Source organism: Pseudomonas entomophila (genome assembly GCF_013523165.1).
GTDB lineage: Bacteria > Pseudomonadota > Gammaproteobacteria > Pseudomonadales > Pseudomonadaceae > Aquipseudomonas > Aquipseudomonas entomophila_A.
The window spans coordinates 162,983-180,080 of the sequence record NZ_JAAMQI010000002.1; the positions used below are offsets into that span (position 1 = coordinate 162,983).

The following is a 17,098-nucleotide window of genomic DNA, read 5'->3' on the forward strand; positions in this document are numbered from 1 at the left end:
CACACCCCGCGGCCAGGCATGCCTGGTCGCCTTACACGACACAACCGAGGAATTCCCCATGATGAAAGGTGGCATGGCCGGCCTGATGAAGCAGGCTCAGCAGATGCAGGAAAAGATGGCCAAGATGCAGGAAGAACTGGCCAACGCCGAAGTGACCGGCCAATCCGGCGCCGGCCTGGTCAGCGTGGTGATGACCGGTCGTCACGACGTCAAGCGCCTGAGCATCGACGACAGCCTGATGCAGGAAGACAAGGAAGTGCTCGAAGACCTGATCGCCGCCGCCATCAACGATGCCGTGCGCAAGGTCGAGCAGAACAGCCAGGAGAAAATGGGCGGCATGACCGCTGGCATGCAGCTGCCGCCAGGCTTCAAGATGCCGTTCTGACCGACGCGGCGTCAGGTCCAGTGGGAGCATCGGCCAGCGCGTCGCTGCTCCCATTTTCGTTGCAGTCCCTCTGAATCACCGACAGGTTGCCCCCCATGAGCTTCAGCCCTCTCATCCGCCAACTGATCGACGCGCTGCGAACCTTGCCCGGTGTCGGCCAGAAGACCGCCCAGCGCATGGCGCTGCAACTGCTCGAACGCGACCGCAGCGGCGGCGTTCGCCTGTCCCAGGCCCTGGCCCAGGCCATGGACGGTGTGGGGCATTGCCGGCAGTGCCGCACCTTGACCGAACTGGAACTGTGCCCGCAGTGCGCCGACCCGCGCCGTGACGACACCCAGCTGTGCGTGGTGGAAAGCCCGGTGGACGTGTATGCGGTGGAGCAGACCGGCTACCGGGGGCGCTATTTCGTGCTCAAGGGCCACCTGTCGCCGCTGGACGGCCTGGGCCCGGATGCCATTGGGGTTCCGCAATTGATGGCGCGGATCGAAGAGCAGGGCACGTTCAGCGAAGTGATCGTCGCCACGAACCCGACCGTCGAGGGAGAAGCGACCGCGCATTACATCGCGCAGTTGCTGGCCGAGAAGGGCCTGCCGGCGACTCGCATCGCCCATGGGGTGCCGTTGGGTGGGGAGCTGGAGCTGGTGGACGGCGGGACCTTGGCCCATGCCTTTGCGGGGCGTCGGCCGATTTCGTTGTAAGGGCAGGGTGTGGGGATAGGCCCCGGGCGCCTGCGTCTCTGGCAAAGCCTGCTCCGTTACGCGTGTCTGTCAGCGGTGTGCCTGACGTACGGGAGTAGCTGGCTTGTGGGGTCCGCAGGGCCCACAAAACCAGCCAACGCGTTGATGCATGAATGAGCAGTCTCCAAAAAGACTGCCCGCCCTTAGTATTCGCTGAGCGAAAACGCTGTCAGGCAGAACGTCGGCACGCCGACCGCCTGCAAGCGCTTGGAGCCGTCCAGCTCCGGCAGGTCGATGATCGCTGCCGCTTCGAACACCTGGGCGCCGGTGCGGCGGACCAGATTGGTCGCGGCCAGCAAGGTCCCGCCGGTGGCTATCAGGTCGTCGAAGATCAGCACCGAGTCGCCCTCGCACAGGCTGTCGGCATGCACCTCGAGGAAGGCTTCGCCGTATTCGGTCTGATAGCCTTCCGACAACACGTCGGCCGGCAGCTTGCCTTGCTTGCGGAACAGGATCAGCGGCTTGTTCAGTTGATGGGCGATGATCGCGCCGATCAGGAAGCCGCGCGCGTCCATGGCGCCGATGTGGGTGAAGTCGGCCTCTACATAACGCTCGACGAACTGGTCGGTCACGTAGCGCAGGCCACGGGGCGACTGGAACAGCGGCGTGATGTCGCGAAAGATCACGCCCGGCTTGGGAAAGTCCGGTACGGGGCGGATCAGGGCTTTGAGGTCGAAGGTGTCGCTGTGCATGAGGCAGGTATCCTGGAAAACGAATGCGCCAGTATACCTGCTGCCCGGCGTTTTCAGGTGTCCATCGAGCCGCCGGCCAGCGCACAGAGCTGGATCGGGTCGAGAATGTGCACTTCCTTGCCCTCGGCCTTGAGCAGGCCGTTCTGCTGGAAGCGGGTGAACACCCGGGAAACGGTCTCCACCGCCAGCCCCAGGTAGTTGCCCATCTCGTTGCGCGACATGCTCAGGCGGAACTGGTTGGCCGAGTAGCCGCGGGCCCGGAACCGCGCCGACAGGTTGACCAGGAAGGTCGCGATGCGCTCGTCGGCGGTCTTCTTCGACAGCAGCAGCATCATCTGCTGGTCGTCACGGATTTCGCGGCTCATCACCCGCATCAGCTGGCGTCGCAACTGCGGCAGTTGCACCGACAGCTCGTCCAGGCGCTCGAAGGGGATCTCGCAGACCGAGGTGGTCTCCTGGGCCTGGGCCGACACCGGGTAGGATTCAGTGTCCATGCCGGACAGGCCGACCAGCTCGCTGGGCAGGTGGAAGCCGGTGATCTGCTCTTCACCGCTGTCGCTGAGGCTGAAGGTCTTCAGGGCGCCCGAACGCACGGCGTAGACCGAACCGAAGCCATCACCCTGCCGGAACAGGAACTCGCCTTTCTTCAAGGGGCGGCCGCGCTTGACGATCTCGTCCAGTGCGTCCATGTCCTCGAGGTTCAGGGACAAGGGCAGGCACAGGGGGGCCAGGCTGCAATCCTTGCAGTGGGCTTGGCTGTGGGCGCGCAGTTTGACGGGCTCGGGCATTCGTTTCGGTCCTTGTGGGAAAGCACACATCGACTGTAAGGGTAACCCACGACCGGGCTGTAGGCCAGCGCGCAGGGGCCGCGAGGGGTGACAAGACCGGGACACGTGTACCCCGCGGCGAGAGTGGCGTTGCCCGGCCCCGCGCCGAAGCATGCCCCTGCGCGGCTCAGATGACCTTGGAAAACCGTTGCAGGTTGCCGTAGTCCAGGTACGCGTCGAACACCTTGCACACCGAGCGCACCAGCAGCCGCCCGGCGGGCAGGACCTGGATGCCATGCCGGTCGAGGTGGATGAGCCCGTCGCCGTGCATGGCCTGCAAGGCGGGCCACTGGTCCTTGAAGTACCCCTGGAAGTCGATGGCGAAGCGCGCCTCGATGGCGTCGAAAGTCACTGCGAAGTGGCAGATCAGCTGCTGGATCACGGCCCGGCGCAGGCGGTCGTCCGCCGTGCAGACCAGGCCGCGCTGGCTGGCCAGTTGACCGCTGCCCAGGCTCTCCTGGTAGGTGGCCAGGTCGCTGGTGTTCTGGCAATACAGGTCGCCGATCTGGCTGATCGCCGAGACGCCCAGGCCGATCAGGTCGCAATGCCCGTGCGTGGTGTAGCCCTGGAAATTGCGCTGCAAGGTGCCGTCTTCCTGGGCGATGGCCAGGTCGTCGTCGGGCAGGGCGAAATGGTCCATGCCGATGTAGCGATAGCCAGCGGCGGTCAGTTGCTCGATGGTGGTCTGCAGCATCTCCAGCTTGGCCGCCGGCGAGGGCAGCGCCTGGCTGTCGATGCGCCGTTGCGGCAGGAAGCGGTCGGGCAGGTGGGCATAGTTGAAGACCGCCAGCCGCTCCGGTTGCAGGCCGATGATCTCGCTCACCGTTCGGGCGAAGCCGGTCGGCGTCTGGTGCGGCAGGCCGTAGATCAGGTCGAGGTTCACCGAGCGAAATTGCAGGGTGCGTGCCGCCTCGATCAGGGTGCGGGTCTGTTCCAGGCTCTGCAGGCGGTTGATCGCCCGCTGCACGGTCGGGTCGAGGTCCTGTACGCCGAGGCTGATGCGGTTGAAGCCCAGTTCGCGCAACAGGCCCATGGTCGACCAGTCGGCCTCGCGCGGGTCGATCTCGATGCCATAGTCGCCGGAGTCGTCGTCGAGCAGGCCGAAGTGCTGGCGCAGGCTGGCCATCAGCGCGCGCAGCTCGACATGGCTGAGGAAGGTCGGGGTGCCGCCGCCGAAGTGCAGTTGCTCGACCGGTTGGGCCCGGTCCAGGTGGCAGGCGACCAGCTGGATCTCCTGCTCCAGGCGCTGCAGGTAGGGCTGCGCACGGGCGCGGTCCTTGGTGATGACCTTGTTGCAGGCGCAGTAGTAGCAGATGTTGGCGCAGAACGGCACGTGCACGTACAGCGACAGGGGGCGCATCGCGCGGCGGCTGTCGCGCAGCGCATGCAGCAGATCGAACGAGCCGACTTCGGGGCGTAGCTGTACGGCGGTAGGGTAGGAGGTGTAGCGAGGCCCGGCCATGTCGTAGCGACGGATCAGGTCTGGATCCCAACGGAGGTCGTCGAGCATGGCAATTTCCTGGAGAAAGCGGCGGTAGCGCAGTCTAGGACGTCTGCGTCGGGGGGCCTTGATCTGCATCAAGGCCCCGTCGCTTGGTGTCACCGGTCGGGCCGGTGCAGGGCGCGGGCGTCGGGGCCCGCCGGCTTGGTCTTCCGAAGCCTGAAAGGCGTACGGGCCCCGAGCGCCCGGGGTTATCCTGAGCGCTCGAGACCCTGCCCACGGTCGGCGAAAGGGTGGAAGGCAATGACGGGAGAAAGCGCAGTGAGTGAGCGACAGATGACGGCCAGTGACCTGGCAGCCTGGGAGGCCTTGGCGCACGTGCCTGGGGTGTGCTGCGATGCGCCTCGGCGTGCGATGACGGGTATCGGCTGCCTGGTACTTGCCCACGGCGCAGGGGCGCCCATGGACAGCCCGTTCATGGACACGATGGCACGGCGTCTGGCGGCCCAGGGGGTCGGGGTGGTGCGGTTCGAGTTCCCCTACATGGCGCAGCGTCGACTGGACGGCAAGCGCCGGCCACCGAACCCGCAGAAGGTCCTGCTCGAGCGCTGGCGCGAGGTGCTTGTGCAGGTCCGTGCGCACCTGGCGGGGCCTGTGGCGATCGGGGGCAAGTCCATGGGGGGACGCATGGCCAGCCTGCTGGCCGATGAAATGGGCGTCGGGGCGCTCGTGTGCCTGGGGTACCCGTTCTACGCGGCGGGCAAGCCGGAGAAACCCAGGGTCGAGCACTTGGCGTCGTTACGCACCCCGACCCTGATCGTGCAGGGCACGCGCGATGCACTAGGGGACCAGGACACGGTCGCGGGGTATGCCTTGTCGCCTGCGATCGACGTGTGCTGGTTGGCGGCGGGGGACCATGACCTCAAGCCGTTGAAGGCTTCAGGGTTCACCCATGAACAGCATTTGCAGGCGGCGGCGGAACAGGTGGCGGCTTTCTTGCGTACGCGGGCCTGAAAGGGGGGCTCGCTCGTCTCGGTGGTGGCTGGGCTGACGTCATCGCGGGCAAGCCCGCACACATGGGCCTGTTCAAGCAGGCCGCAGCACGCTGGCGCACGCTTCTGTGGAAGCTGTGTGAAAACCTCCCAACCGATGCAGCTGATCAAAGAACAACCTGAAAATCACGTTCCTACGTGAATTCTGGGTTAGTTGAGTAGCCAAGCTTCTTCAGAATTCGCGTAGGAACGCGATTTGAAAAAAACAGGTGAGGTTTTCACACAGCCTGTGTGGGAGCGGGCTTGCCCGCGATGGCGCCCGTTCAAGCGCCACTGCACCGTACTGCGTTCACCGTCACTCAGTCGCGGTACTCGCACAGGTACGCTGTATCCACGGCCACCTTCAATTGGAACTTGCTGTCGGCCGGCACCTGGAACTGGCTGCCGCTTTCGAAGGTTTCCCAGCTGTCGCTGCCAGGCAGCTTCGCCGTCAGCGCGCCGGACACCACGTGCATGATCTCGCGCTTGGCGGTGCCGAACTCGTATTCGCCCGGCGCCATGACGCCCAAGGTGGCAGGGCCTTCCTGACCGGTGAAAGCGATCGACTTGACGGTTCCATCGAAGTATTCGTTGACCTTGAACATGGCGCGGCTCCTGCGTGAAGGCTATGAGAGAGGGCCGGCCAGTATGCCCAAGGCCCCCTGCGCCGTCATCTGCTTTCAGGCGCGCGCCAGCGGCAGGCTCAGGGGCAGCAGGCGTGCCGTGTTGCGCGCATCCTCCAGCGCCCGATGCTGTTGCCCGGCGAACTGCAGGCCCGCCAGGTGCAACGCGCCGTTGAGGCCCGTGGGCCGTTGCAGTTGCCGGGCCTTGGCGAAGCGCTGCTTGAGGTTGACGTGTGGCAGGGCACCCAGCAGGCTCTGCACGCCGTGCACCTGCCACTCTTGCAGCAGTTGCCGGCGATCGTAGTCGCCCCAGCTCACCCAGCCTTCGAGCCGTGGCTGGTGGTGCACCAGCCAGCGCTCGAACTGCGCCCACACCTGGGCGAACGGCTCGGCAGCGTCGATGCTGGCCTGGCCGATGTGCGTCAGGTGACGGCAGAAAGTGGTCAACTGCGGACGCCGCCGCGGCCGCACGAACCGCTGGAAGTGGTCGACCTCGCGACCTTCCCGGTTCACCAGGCTGGCGCCGATTTCGATGATTTCCATTTCCGTGATCGGCCAGCCACCTTCGTCGGTGGTGGCTTCCAGGTCGATCACCAGCCAGTGGCCCATGGCGAGGCTCCCTTGCAAGATGTGGCCCAAGCGTAGCTGCTGTGGCAGCCAACGCCATTTCGTGGCATTTTGCCGTTGCCCAGTGCTCAGTCACTTCAGTGACGCGAGCGGGTCCATCACGTGGCCAAGGCCATGTCCTTCACAATTCGTAACGAGCGCCTGGTCGTGCCCCGATTCATTCGCCTGCTGTCCCTGACCTGTCTGACGATGTTCGTCGGGCTGTGGTATACCCAATCGCCGATGGCCGCCGAGGCCATTGAGGTCAGGATCGGGGCGACGCACTTCCCGCCGTACACGATACGACCCGAACAAAACGTAAAGGTTGGCTTGCTGGCGCAATTGGCCCAGGCACTGAACCAGGCGCAGCAGGCGTACCACTTCGTGCTGGTGCCGACCTCCGTGCCCCGGCGCTTCGCCGATCTGGAGCAGGGCCGTACCGACATGGCCATCTTCGAGAACCCGGCCTGGGGCTGGCAGAAGGTGGCGCACAGCACCGTGGACCTGGGCCTGGAGGACGCCGAGATCTTCGTCGCAGCGCGCCAGGCCGGGCGCGACCAGCACTTCTTCGACGACCTGAGCGGCAAGCACCTGGCGTTGTTTCACGGCTACCACTATGCCTTCGCCGGTTTCAATGCCGACACGCGTTTCCTGCAGCAGACCTACGGCGCGACCTTGACCTACTCCCACGACAGCAACCTGTACATGCTCGAACGTGGACGCGCCGACATTGCCCTGGTGACCCGTTCGTATTTCAACGACTTCCTGCTGCGCCATCCCGATCAGGTCGAGCGTCTGCTGGCTTCCGAGCGCGTCGACCAGACCTACCGGCATTACGCCCTGCTGCGCCCCGAGGCGCCGATCAGCGCGCAGGCGTTCGCCCAGCTGGTGGAGCGCCTGCGCGCCAATGGCGAACTGAAACGGATCTTCGCGCCGTACCAGGTGCGTGTGATGACGCCGCTCTGAGCGGCCAATCAGGTGACTGGCTGCTGGCGCGCAACCCGACCTGCCAGCGCCTGACCTGAACGTTGCCCCAGGTGCCAGTCGAGGCGACGGGCTGCGGCTTGCTGGCAAGAGGAATGGCTGTCGCCAGACGCAAGGGGTCTACCGCGAAGAGCGCTCCGATTGCCCACGCACGCGTGTGCGCTGACGAGGGCAGGGCGCGAGGCGTGCGGGTTGAGGTGGGACGGTCGGCAGTGAGTGGGCAGGCCTCATCGCGGGCAAGCCCGCTCCCACATGATCGCGCTTGCCTGAACCCTCGGCGTGTGAGGGAGGCTGGCCATCAAGGCCGATGGAGGCTTGGAATGACGGGTCTGTGGGAGCGGGCTTGCCCGCGATGAGGCCCGCCCAGTCACCGCCTGCTGCTCGACTACTTCGCTACCGATCCAGCCCGGCAGGCCAGTCCAGGGCCGCTCTGGCCTCTGCAACAGACGGACCGGCACCTTCACCCCTGTCGATTGGCCGTGTTGCGGCAATGCACCAGCGCGTCGCGAATCATGAAGTTCACCAGGGTCGGCGAGACCCCCAGCTCCTTGGCGATGTCCTTCTGCAACACCCCATGCAGACGATACATCTCGAACGCATAGCGAGTGCGCTTGGGCAGTTCGTCCAGCGCTGCGGCGATGTGCTCGAGGGTGGCGAAGTTGATGTGGCGGGTTTCCGGCGTGGCGCTCTGCACCACCACGTTCATGCCTTCCTCCTCGGGCCCGGAATACCTCTGCTCCATCGACTGCTTGCGATAGTGGTCGATGGCCAGGTTGCGCACGATCTGGAACAGGTAGCTGAGCTGAGCCTTGAACGAGGAGGTGATCTGCGGCGCATGGGTCAGGCGGAAGAACGCGTCCTGCACCACGTCCTCGGCACGCGAGCGGCAACCGGTGATGCGTGCGGCGATCTTCACCAGCACGGTGCGGTTGTCGACGAACGCCTGCAGCAACGGTGAATCGCACTTGCCTGTGGAGAGTTGTTCCGCCATGGAAATCACCTGGTTTCGAAAAGAGAAAGAAGTCTTTGGGTGGTCGAGGTCCTTGCGACGAGCGACAAGTTATTCAGAATGATAATGATTGTCAATTGAGAAAAGCCTTTGCGCGTCGCAATCTCCCGATGACCTTGCGGCCATGTCGTACAGCCCTGTCGCAAACGGCTGATGGCGGCACCGTGTTCACCTGTGGCAAGACCTATACCCTTACGATAGGCAGCCGATATACCACCCCTTCAAGGCAGAATGAGACGCTGCCGACCGCGTTCCGCTGACCCTTGATTCTTCGCCTGTCCATCCGCCCTCGGTGAACAGGGCGGTCTTCGACACTTCAGCCCTACCTGTGAGAGCGAGTTTGCCCGCGATAGGCGGCGACACAACCCGGTGTTCATCCAGGTGAAGAGGGGGCGAACGTCCGTCATGCAGCCCCTTCTGCCCCTTACCGCTTGCTGCTTCGCCTCAATGCATCGCCACGATCTTCAATCCTACCCGCTGCTCACCAATGCCCTGATCCGCCACCCACACCACTTCCGCACTGGCCTGCAGCCCGCTGAGCGAGGCATGTTCGGACTCGATGCTCACGTCCACCTGATCGCCGACGGCGAAACGTCGCGGCGCCTGCACTTGCAGACCACTGGCAGACAAGTCGATGCACACCGCCGATACCACCTCGCCGGCATGCAGCAGGCTGGCCTCGCTGTCGATGCGCATGCGGATGAAATCGCGTTTCTCTTCATGACCCTGGGATACCGTCGACATGCTCACATCCTTCCATCAGGTTGTTGTACATGAAGTTCTTATAACGTCTGGCAATTTGCGCTGTAAAGCGCACCCGCCCAATGGCCTGTCGTGCTTGAAACGCCCTGCGGATGGGAGTACCGTCAGCGCCTTACAGGGCACCTCTGCCTTTTGCCGGGTCGACCGTCAGGGTCCATCCCCAATAGAAGCGTGCCAGAGAGAATTCCAGTAGCCGTTCGTCGCGTTGTCGACGCCGCTACGCCAACCTATTTCTGGCGCCGTTTGCCCACATGCCGAACACCAGTGCAACGTTGCTGATCATCGATGACGACGACGTGGTCCGTGCAAGCCTCGCCGCCTACCTGGAAGACAGTGGTTTCGCCGTGCTGCAGGCCTGTAACGGCCAGCAGGGCCTGGACGTGTTCGAGCAACACGCGCCCGACCTGGTGATCTGCGACCTGCGCATGCCGCAGATGGGTGGCCTGGAGTTGATCCGCCGCATCAGTGAGCGCGCGCCGCAGCTGCCGGTGATCGTGGTGTCCGGTGCCGGGGTCATGAGCGATGCGGTCGATGCGCTGCGCCTGGGCGCGGCCGACTACCTGATCAAGCCCCTGCAGGACCTGGCGGTGCTGGAGCATTCGGTACGCCGTGCGCTCGACCGTTCGCGGCTGCTGCTCGAGAACCAGCGCTACCGGGAAAAGCTCGAAGCCGCCAACCGTGAACTCGAGGCCAGCCTGCACCTGTTGCAGGAGGACCAGACCGCCGGTCGCCAGGTGCAGATGAACATGCTGCCGGAGAGCCCGTGGTACGCTGGCGGCTTCTCGTTCGATCACCAGATCATCCCGTCGCTGTATCTGTCGGGTGATTTCGTCGACTACTTCCGGGTGGATGACCGCCGCATCGCGTTCTACCTGGCCGACGTGTCCGGCCATGGTGCGTCGTCGGCCTTCGTCACCGTGTTGCTGAAGTTCATGACCACCCGCCTGCTGTTCGAATTCAAGCGCAGCGGTGGCCATTCACGCGAGTTCAAGCCCTCGGAGGTGCTGTCGCACATCAACCGCGGGCTGATCAACTGCAAGCTGGGCAAGCACGTGACCATGGTCGGCGGCGTGATCGACGAGCACACCAACGTGCTGACCTATGCCGTCGGCGGCCATCTGCCGCTGCCGGTGCTGCATACCCCGGACCAGGCCCGCTACCTCGAGGGCCGTGGTTTGCCCGTGGGGTTGTTCGAGGAGGCGACTTACCAGGATCATGAGATGACCTTGCCCGGTCAGTTCAGCCTGAGCCTGATGTCCGATGGCATCCTGGACCTTTTGCCGGGCGCGACCCTCAAAGACAAGGAGGCGTCGCTGCCGCAGATCGTCCAGGAGGCGGGAGGCAGCCTGGATGGGCTGCGTCGACGTTTCAATTTGGCTACGCTTGGGGAGATGCCGGATGATATCGCCCTAATGGTGTTGAGCAGGAACCTTCAATGAGTACCGGTAGAATCCAGTTCGCCGAGCAGTGCGGCACCTTCGTGCTGAAATTCGTCGGTGAAGTGCGCCTGACCCTGTGTTCGGCACTGGATGCGACGATCGACAAGATCTTCAGTGCCCTCAACTTCTCGGCCATCGTCATCGACCTGACCGAAGCCGAGAGCATCGACAGCACCACGCTGGGCCTGCTGGCCAAGCTGTCGATCCTGTCGCGCCAGAAAGTCGGGCTGCTGCCCACCGTCGTCACCACCAACCCGGACATTTCCCGGTTGCTGCAGTCGATGGGCTTCGAGCAGGTGTTCAACATCGTCGACCGGCCGATCCCGTGTCCGGACTGCCTGAGCGATCTGCCCTCCCAGGACCAGAACGAAGACGTGGTGCGCTCCAAGGTGCTCGAGGCGCACCGTATCCTGATGGGCCTGAACGACTCCAACCGCGAAGCCTTCCGCGACCTGGTCAACGCCCTCGAGCGCACCTGATCGGCCTGCAGGTTACGTGGTTGGCGCAAATCCGGTCGCCGACGTGCCATCGGCGTTGAGCTGCAAGATCTGCGTCGGCCGACCCTCGGCATCGAAGAACACCTGACCCAACCCCGCACCGTTCCACAGCCGCTCGCCCGCCTGGCTGCGGTCGGGCGTGCGTGGGATCACTTCCATCCGGCGACGCTTGGTGAAGCCGTTGAGCGGCGAACGCGGCGCGTACAACCAGCGGTTGAGCCGGTCGAACACCTTCAGCAGGCGCCGGGGGAATTCGTTCTTGATCCCGCTGCTGGTGATCTGCCAGAGGTGCGGGGTGTGCTGGCGGTTTCGGATCAGCACTTCGTAGACGAACGAATAGTGCACGTCGCCCGAGAGAATCACGTAGTGCCCCGGCGTGCGTGAGTGGCGGAAGATGTTCAGCACCACCTGGGCTGCACCGCGATGCGCCATCCAGTTCTCCGCATCCACCAGCAGCGGAAAGCCCAGCCCGCTGACCACCCGCTGCACCGTCTCGATCAGCTTGACCCCGAAGACCGGTGCTGGCGAGACGATCACGGCTGAGCGGTGGTCGAGCAGGGCCTGCTGCAGTTCGCTCAGGGCTTCCCAGTCGAGCAGCCCGGAAGGCTTCTTCAGGTTGCGCTCGCTGCGCCAGCGCCGCGTCCGGGTGTCGAGCACCACCAGCGGCGGCTCGCTGGCCACCTCGAACTGCCAGCCCTGAAAGGCCAGGAGCCGATCGATCACGCCGTCCTGGTCGTCGCTGGCCAGCCAGCCGTCTTCTGCCTGCGATGTCATCGCCTGGCACGCCTCGATCAGCGGCTGGCAGCGCGCCGGGGCATTGCCCCAGCCTTGGCACAGCAGGTAGCCGATCAGCGCATTGCCGACGATGCGGCGTGAGAACGGGTGGCCATAGACCGACGCCTCCCACTGCGCCGACAGGTTCCAGTCGTCGGTGATGTCATGATCATCGAAGATCATCAGGCTGGGCAGGTGCGCCAGTACCCGTGCCACCCCCTCCAGGCCATCGGTGAACGCCTCTACCCACGGCAACTCCTGGTCGTAGCGCGCCTGATGCGTGGCGCTTAGGCCAGACGGCTGCGTCATGCGCACCAGGCGCCAGCAGACCGGCGACCAGACCAGCAGGTACATGGCCATGACCTCGGCGAAGGTCACCAGGTGATTGTCGGCGTTGCTGCTGGTGAAGATGGGCTTGCGTGTGCCGCCGAAGAAGCGCCGCCGCAGGCCTTCGTTGGCCTCCAGCGCCGGCAGCAGGTCGGCGCGTTGATAGTAGCAGGCGCCATGGGCGTACAGCGCCTGGCTGTCGTCGACCACCGCGCCGGCGAGCGGCTCGTCGAACAGCCCCACCTGCTCGATCAGCCGATGAATGGCCCGCAGCATCGGGCCGGCCACATCGTCGGCGTAGATCTGATCCCCGGTCATCAGCAAGACCGCAGGTCGGTCTTCGGGACGTTCGCACGCGAGGAGCAAGCGATCGGCGCACAGCAGGCCGTCCGCCGCCCGATGGTGAGGCTTGCGGCAGGAGCCGTGCAAGACCTGATCGAGCCGCGCACGCAGCACGAAGTCCGCCCGTGGGCGCCCTGGGTAGAGCAGGTGTGGCGCCCAGTCGGCGATGCCCTGCGGGCCGTCGTCGGTGTCGATGAGCACGTCGTAGGCGATCACCTGATCCACCGGCAGCGGTGCGTTCAGGTGCACGTCGACCAGGTGCACGAAGGCCGCGCGCCCGATCTGCACCACCTGGCAGTCGGTGGTGGCCTCAAGGCCTGGGCCGTCCACGGTCACCTCGAGAGTCAGGCGCTGCGTGCCGACCAGCCACAAGGCGAAGCGCTGCGCCTCCAGGCGACGCAGGAGCGGGCCGGCGAGCACGAGGGGGAGCGGGGCAGGGGTCAACGGCATCGGATACTCAGCGAAGAAAAAGCGGACGTGGGGCAAGCGGCGCGATCGTCAGCGGACGTCGGGCAGCGTCGAGGTGCATGATCGAGCGAGCATGCTGGGTAACGATCGCTTCTCGGGCAATCGGCATGTGTGTCAGATCGTTTCTGACAGGGAGGTGTTCACTCGCAAGAGGGAGGCTGCAGGGGCCGTCCGACAGCCCCTGCGGCGTGGCACGTGTCAGCCGTTCCGGCTCATGCCTTGCCGGCCATCACGGCTTCGAGCTTCTCCTGGTCGCGGGCGAACTGACGGATGCCTTCGGCCAGTTTCTCGGTGGCCATGGCGTCCTCGTTCATGTCCCAGCGGAACTGCGCCTCGGTCAGCGAGCGCTTGGCTTCGCTGGCGTTGCCAGGCTGCAGGATGCGAGGCAGGTCGCCCTGGTCCTGGCCCAGTTTCTCGAGCAGTTCCGGGCTGATGGTCAAGCGGTCGCAGCCGGCCAGTTGCTCGATCTGGCCGACGTTGCGGAAGCTCGCGCCCATGACCACGGTCTTGTAGCCATTGGCCTTGTAGTAGTTGTAGATACGCGTCACCGACTCCACGCCCGGGTCTTCGGCGGCGCTGTATTCCTGGCCGGTGCTTTTCTTGTACCAGTCGTAGATCCGGCCCACGAACGGCGAGATCAGGAACACGCCAGCATCGGCGCAGGCCTGGGCCTGGGCATAGGAGAACAGCAGCGTCAGGTTGGTCTGGATGCCTTCCTTCTCGAGGACTTCCGCGGCGCGGATGCCTTCCCAGGTGGAGGCCAGCTTGATCAGCACCCGATCACGGCCGACACCGGCCTCGTCGTACAGCGAAATCAGGTTGCGCGCCTTGGCCAGCAGCTTGTCCTGGTCGAACGACAGGCGGGCATCCACCTCGGTGGAAATGCGCCCCGGGATTTCCTTGAGGATCCCGGTCCCCACGGCCACGGCGAAGCGGTCGCAGGCCTGGTCGACGTCGTCCTTGTACTCGGCGCGGATCTTCTCCAGCACCTCGCCATAGCCTGTCAGGGCCGCAGCCTTGAGCAGCAGGGACGGGTTGGTGGTGGCATCGACCGGCTTGAGCCGTCGGATCGCCTCGATGTCGCCGGTGTCCGCGACGACGGTGGTGAACTGTTTGAGTTGTTCCAGCTTGGAAGTCATGGGCGTGCTCTGTCCTGTGCAATGGCTCGACATTAACGGACCCCGGGCAAGCACTCAAGGTTCGCGAAGAGCCTGAAGGATAGATGAGATTGCCGGGGTAGGGCGGGTGGCTTGCCCGCGATTGGGCCTGTGCTTCCCCTTCCAGGGTTGGCAGGCCCGTGCCCAGCCTGCCTGCGATGCGGTGGGGCGGCCGCCGTCATCGCGGGCAAGCCCGCTCCCACACCCGTAGCCGCACCGCGGCGTTGCAGGCTATCGCAATCACCTGTGGGAGATTCTATGATTTCTACCAAGTGTGATGTGGGCCCTGTGGGCTCAATCGCGGCACAGGGGCCTACACCCATAGCCGCACCACGGCATCGCAGGCAATCGCCGTCCCCTGTGGGAGCGGCCCCCGTGCCGCGATTGGGCCCGCAGGGCCCACAAAATCAGCCACTCATCTCCCAATGCTCACCACACCCGCCCAGCACCCTCCACCCCAGCCCTACCGCCCCACCATCAACTCCGCCGCCCGATCGAACACCCCCAACGGATCATCACTCTTGTGAATGTCCGCCGACAGCAACTGCCGGAACCGCCGCGCCCCTGGGAACCCTTGCCCCAACCCCAGGATATGCCGCGTCACATGGTGCATCGCCCCGCCCTCGGCCAGGTGCGCCACGATGTAGGGCCGCAACCGCGCCAGCACCTCGCTGCGGCTCACCACCGGGGCCTCGCTGCCGAACAGCCGCTGATCCACCGCCGCCAGCAGGTACGGATTGTGATACGCCTCCCGCCCCAGCATCACGCCATCGAAGGTCTGCAAGTGCGTCTCGCAGTCGTCCAGCGTCTTGATCCCCCCGTTGAGCACGATCTCCAGCTCCGGGAAGTCAGCCTTCACCTGCGCCGCCACGTCATAGCGCAACGGCGGGATGTCGCGGTTCTCCTTCGGCGACAGCCCTTCCAGGATCGCGATCCGCGCATGCACCGTGAAACTCCGGCACCCGGCGTCCCGCACCTGGCCGATGAAATCGCACAGCTCGGCATAGCTGTCGCGTCCATTGATGCCGATGCGGTGCTTGACCGTCACCGGGATCTGCACCGCCTCGCGCATCGCCGTGACGCACTCGGCCACCAGCGCCGGATGGCCCATCAGGCAGGCGCCGATCATGTTGTTCTGCACCCGGTCGCTCGGGCAGCCGACGTTGAGGTTCACCTCGTCGTAACCGGCCGCCTCGGCCAGGCGCGCGCAGGCGGCCAGGTCAGCGGGGTTGCTGCCGCCCATTTGCAGGGCCAGCGGGTGCTCGGTTTCGTCATGGCGCAAGAAGCGCGCCGCGTCGCCGTGGAGGAGGGCGCCGGTGGTGACCATTTCGGTGTAGAGCAGGGTGTGGCGGGAGAGCAGTCGCAGGAAGAACCGGCAGTGGCGGTCGGTCCAATCCATCATCGGCGCAACAGAAAACCGCCTCACTACTGGATCTACTGGGGAGGCCTTATTTTCTGGGGTCGCAGGGGGCATTTTCGATTCTCTCGTTTGCTACCGTCTCCCATCATTTTTGCTCGTTTGCCGTCTCTCGTTGCTACAATGTAGTAACTCATAGCAGCCGTGTAGCAAAACCAATGGGAACCATCACGCTTCGGAAGCGTAAGGATGGGTCTGCAGCGTACACCGCGCAGATCCGGATCATGAAGAAGGGTCAGTCAGTCTATCAGGAAAGCCAGACGTTCGATCGCAAGGCTACAGCGCAGGCCTGGATCAGGAAGCGCGAGGCCGAGCTACATGAGCCAGGCGCGATCGACAAGGCGAACCGCGGCGGCACCACGGTCAAGCACATGGTCGACCGTTACCTGGACCAGTACGAGAAGTTGCGCCCATTGGGCAAAACGAAACGCGCTACCCTGAACGCCATCAAGGAAACTTGGCTGGGTGAGGTTGCGGACACAGACCTAACCAGCCAGAAGCTGGTCGAGTACGCCATGTGGCGGATGGAGAACAGCGGCATTCAGGCACAGACTGTAGGCAACGACTTGGCGCATCTGGGCGCGGTCCTCTCCGTTGCGCGGCCGGCCTGGGGCTATGAAGTTGACCCGCACGCTATGCCCGACGCCCGGAAGGTGCTGAGGAAGATGGGCGCGGTCAGCAAAAGCCGCGAGCGAAACCGACGGCCGACTCTGGACGAGCTTGAGCGCCTGCTAGCGTACTTCGACGAGATGCGCGACCGCCGCAAGCAGGAGATAGATATGCTTCGGGTGATGTTATTCGCGCTCTTCTCTACCCGGCGGCAGGAAGAGATCACACGCATACGCTGGGATTCGCTCAACGAAAAGGACCGGTCAGCCCTCATCACCGACATGAAGAACCCCGGGCAAAAGTACGGGAATGACGTGTGGTGCCATTTGCCGGACGAAGCCTGGCGCATCCTGCAGTCGATGCCGCGTGTAGCCAGCGAGGTTTTTCCGTACAACTCGAGATCGATATCATCCTCGTTCACTAGGGCATGCAATTTTCTAGAGATCGACGACCTGCATTTTCACGACCTACGCCATGATGGCGTGAGCCGGCTTTTCGAAATGGGGTGGGATATCCCGAAGGTGGCCTCTGTTTCCGGTCACCGGGATTGGAACTCGATGCGGCGCTATACGCACCTGCGGGGGAATGGCGATCCGTACGCGGGGTGGGGGTGGATCGACAGGGTGATAGCGGGCCCCGTGATCGAGGCCCGGAAGAGGGTCAGTAGACGCGTCGAAGACCGCGACCCATGAGCTTGTCGTGCTCGGTCTTGGCCTTAGCATGCTGAGCGTCGAGGTAGGCAGCCAGATCGTTCAGATGTACGCCTCGGGCCGATTTCTGGCTGGCCTCCATGCAGACAAGTGGCAGGTTAATTTCGCCCCGGGCGACCTTGGCCTTCATCTTTTCCGGGGTCAGATGGCTGAAGTAGTCGAGGCATATGCGCTCGAGCGGGATGATTGCCTGGCCACCGTACTGGGCCATCAGCAGGAAATGGGTGTTCACGAGTTCTCCATGCCCGCGCATGTCGGCGA

18 protein-coding genes are annotated in these 17,098 nt (G+C 64.4%); 7 read left to right on the plus strand and 11 right to left on the minus strand.

Annotated elements, in window-relative coordinates; all coding sequences use genetic code 11:
* The first annotated feature begins 58 nt into the window (after positions 1-58).
* The gene (locus G7Z99_RS02535; protein ID WP_060394327.1) at positions 59-385 is read left to right on the plus strand and encodes a YbaB/EbfC family nucleoid-associated protein; all 327 of its coding nucleotides are present in this window, start codon (positions 59-61) and stop codon (positions 383-385) included.
* A gap of 95 nt (positions 386-480) precedes the next feature.
* Positions 481-1,083, plus strand: a complete 603-nt coding sequence (recR, locus tag G7Z99_RS02540) for a recombination mediator RecR (RefSeq protein ID WP_181091727.1) — start codon at positions 481-483, stop codon at positions 1,081-1,083.
* Between the two features lie 182 nt (positions 1,084-1,265).
* On the opposite strand, the gene G7Z99_RS02545 is transcribed toward recR, so the two are convergent.
* The 3 genes from G7Z99_RS02545 to hemN all read right to left on the minus strand — a co-directional run bounded on the left by G7Z99_RS02545 (position 1,266) and on the right by hemN (position 4,151).
* Positions 1,266-1,814 (minus strand): adenine phosphoribosyltransferase, encoded by a 549-nt coding sequence (locus G7Z99_RS02545; protein ID WP_181091729.1) that lies wholly within the window; start codon positions 1,812-1,814, stop codon positions 1,266-1,268.
* 53 nt (positions 1,815-1,867) lie between these two features.
* Entirely contained in the window at positions 1,868-2,602 is a 735-nt protein-coding gene (gene fnrA / locus G7Z99_RS02550) for a Crp/Fnr family transcriptional regulator FnrA (protein ID WP_181091731.1), read from the minus strand.
* Between the two features lie 166 nt (positions 2,603-2,768).
* Complete coding sequence (gene hemN / locus G7Z99_RS02555) at positions 2,769-4,151, minus strand: oxygen-independent coproporphyrinogen III oxidase (RefSeq protein WP_181091733.1); 1,383 nt, start codon at positions 4,149-4,151, stop codon at positions 2,769-2,771.
* 267 nt (positions 4,152-4,418) lie between these two features.
* Here hemN and G7Z99_RS02560 point away from each other — a divergent pair, with 267 nt between their 5' ends.
* Positions 4,419-5,096: an alpha/beta fold hydrolase gene (locus G7Z99_RS02560; RefSeq protein WP_375139131.1), complete on the plus strand. Its 678-nt coding sequence runs from the start codon at positions 4,419-4,421 to the stop codon at positions 5,094-5,096.
* Between the two features lie 337 nt (positions 5,097-5,433).
* Here the strand turns inward: G7Z99_RS02560 and ppnP are convergent, their stop codons facing one another.
* Complete coding sequence (gene ppnP, locus G7Z99_RS02565) at positions 5,434-5,718, minus strand: pyrimidine/purine nucleoside phosphorylase (RefSeq protein ID WP_181091735.1); 285 nt, start codon at positions 5,716-5,718, stop codon at positions 5,434-5,436.
* Positions 5,719-5,793: 75 nt separating this feature from the next.
* A complete protein-coding gene (locus G7Z99_RS02570; RefSeq protein WP_181091738.1) occupies positions 5,794-6,345 on the minus strand; it encodes an exonuclease domain-containing protein in 552 nt (183 codons plus the stop codon).
* A 132-nt stretch (positions 6,346-6,477) separates the two neighbouring features.
* On the opposite strand from G7Z99_RS02570, the gene G7Z99_RS02575 reads away from it, so the two are divergent.
* Positions 6,478-7,308 carry a substrate-binding periplasmic protein gene (locus tag G7Z99_RS02575; RefSeq protein WP_375139127.1) on the plus strand — a complete coding sequence of 277 codons (831 nt, stop codon included), beginning with the start codon at positions 6,478-6,480 and terminating at the stop codon, positions 7,306-7,308.
* Positions 7,309-7,786: 478 nt separating this feature from the next.
* Here the strand turns inward: G7Z99_RS02575 and G7Z99_RS02580 are convergent, their stop codons facing one another.
* Together G7Z99_RS02580 and G7Z99_RS02585 are read right to left on the minus strand one after the other, a co-directional pair.
* Entirely contained in the window at positions 7,787-8,317 is a 531-nt protein-coding gene (locus G7Z99_RS02580; RefSeq protein WP_181091740.1) for an RNA polymerase factor sigma-70, read from the minus strand.
* Positions 8,318-8,779: 462 nt separating this feature from the next.
* Positions 8,780-9,079 (minus strand): PilZ domain-containing protein, encoded by a 300-nt coding sequence (locus G7Z99_RS02585; RefSeq protein ID WP_181091742.1) that lies wholly within the window; start codon positions 9,077-9,079, stop codon positions 8,780-8,782.
* Positions 9,080-9,348: 269 nt separating this feature from the next.
* Here G7Z99_RS02585 and rssB point away from each other — a divergent pair, with 269 nt between their 5' ends.
* Both rssB and rssC read left to right on the plus strand, forming a co-directional pair.
* On the plus strand, positions 9,349-10,536 hold the full coding sequence (rssB, locus tag G7Z99_RS02590; RefSeq protein WP_181091744.1) for a two-component system response regulator RssB: 1,188 nt from the start codon (positions 9,349-9,351) through the stop codon (positions 10,534-10,536).
* Positions 10,533-11,015 (plus strand): anti-sigma factor antagonist RssC, encoded by a 483-nt coding sequence (gene rssC / locus G7Z99_RS02595; RefSeq protein ID WP_060394314.1) that lies wholly within the window; start codon positions 10,533-10,535, stop codon positions 11,013-11,015. The genes rssB and rssC overlap by 4 nt, the downstream gene beginning before the upstream one ends.
* A 12-nt stretch (positions 11,016-11,027) precedes the next feature.
* On the opposite strand, the gene G7Z99_RS02600 is transcribed toward rssC, so the two are convergent.
* The 3 genes from G7Z99_RS02600 to dusA all read right to left on the minus strand — a co-directional run bounded on the left by G7Z99_RS02600 (position 11,028) and on the right by dusA (position 15,575).
* A complete protein-coding gene (locus tag G7Z99_RS02600) occupies positions 11,028-12,926 on the minus strand; it encodes an alkaline phosphatase D family protein (protein WP_181091746.1) in 1,899 nt (632 codons plus the stop codon).
* A 230-nt stretch (positions 12,927-13,156) separates the two neighbouring features.
* The gene (gene tal / locus G7Z99_RS02605; RefSeq protein ID WP_181091748.1) at positions 13,157-14,083 is read right to left on the minus strand and encodes a transaldolase; all 927 of its coding nucleotides are present in this window, start codon (positions 14,081-14,083) and stop codon (positions 13,157-13,159) included.
* Positions 14,084-14,564: 481 nt separating this feature from the next.
* Positions 14,565-15,575: a tRNA dihydrouridine(20/20a) synthase DusA gene (gene dusA, locus G7Z99_RS02610; protein ID WP_181091750.1), complete on the minus strand. Its 1,011-nt coding sequence runs from the start codon at positions 15,573-15,575 to the stop codon at positions 14,565-14,567.
* Between the two features lie 101 nt (positions 15,576-15,676).
* On the opposite strand from dusA, the gene G7Z99_RS02615 reads away from it, so the two are divergent.
* On the plus strand, positions 15,677-16,819 hold the full coding sequence (locus G7Z99_RS02615) for a site-specific integrase (protein WP_181091751.1): 1,143 nt from the start codon (positions 15,677-15,679) through the stop codon (positions 16,817-16,819).
* Here the strand turns inward: G7Z99_RS02615 and G7Z99_RS02620 are convergent.
* On the minus strand, positions 16,788-17,069 hold the full coding sequence (locus G7Z99_RS02620) for a pyocin activator PrtN family protein (protein ID WP_181091753.1): 282 nt from the start codon (positions 17,067-17,069) through the stop codon (positions 16,788-16,790). The genes G7Z99_RS02615 and G7Z99_RS02620 overlap by 32 nt on opposite strands.
* Positions 17,070-17,098 lie beyond the last annotated feature (29 nt).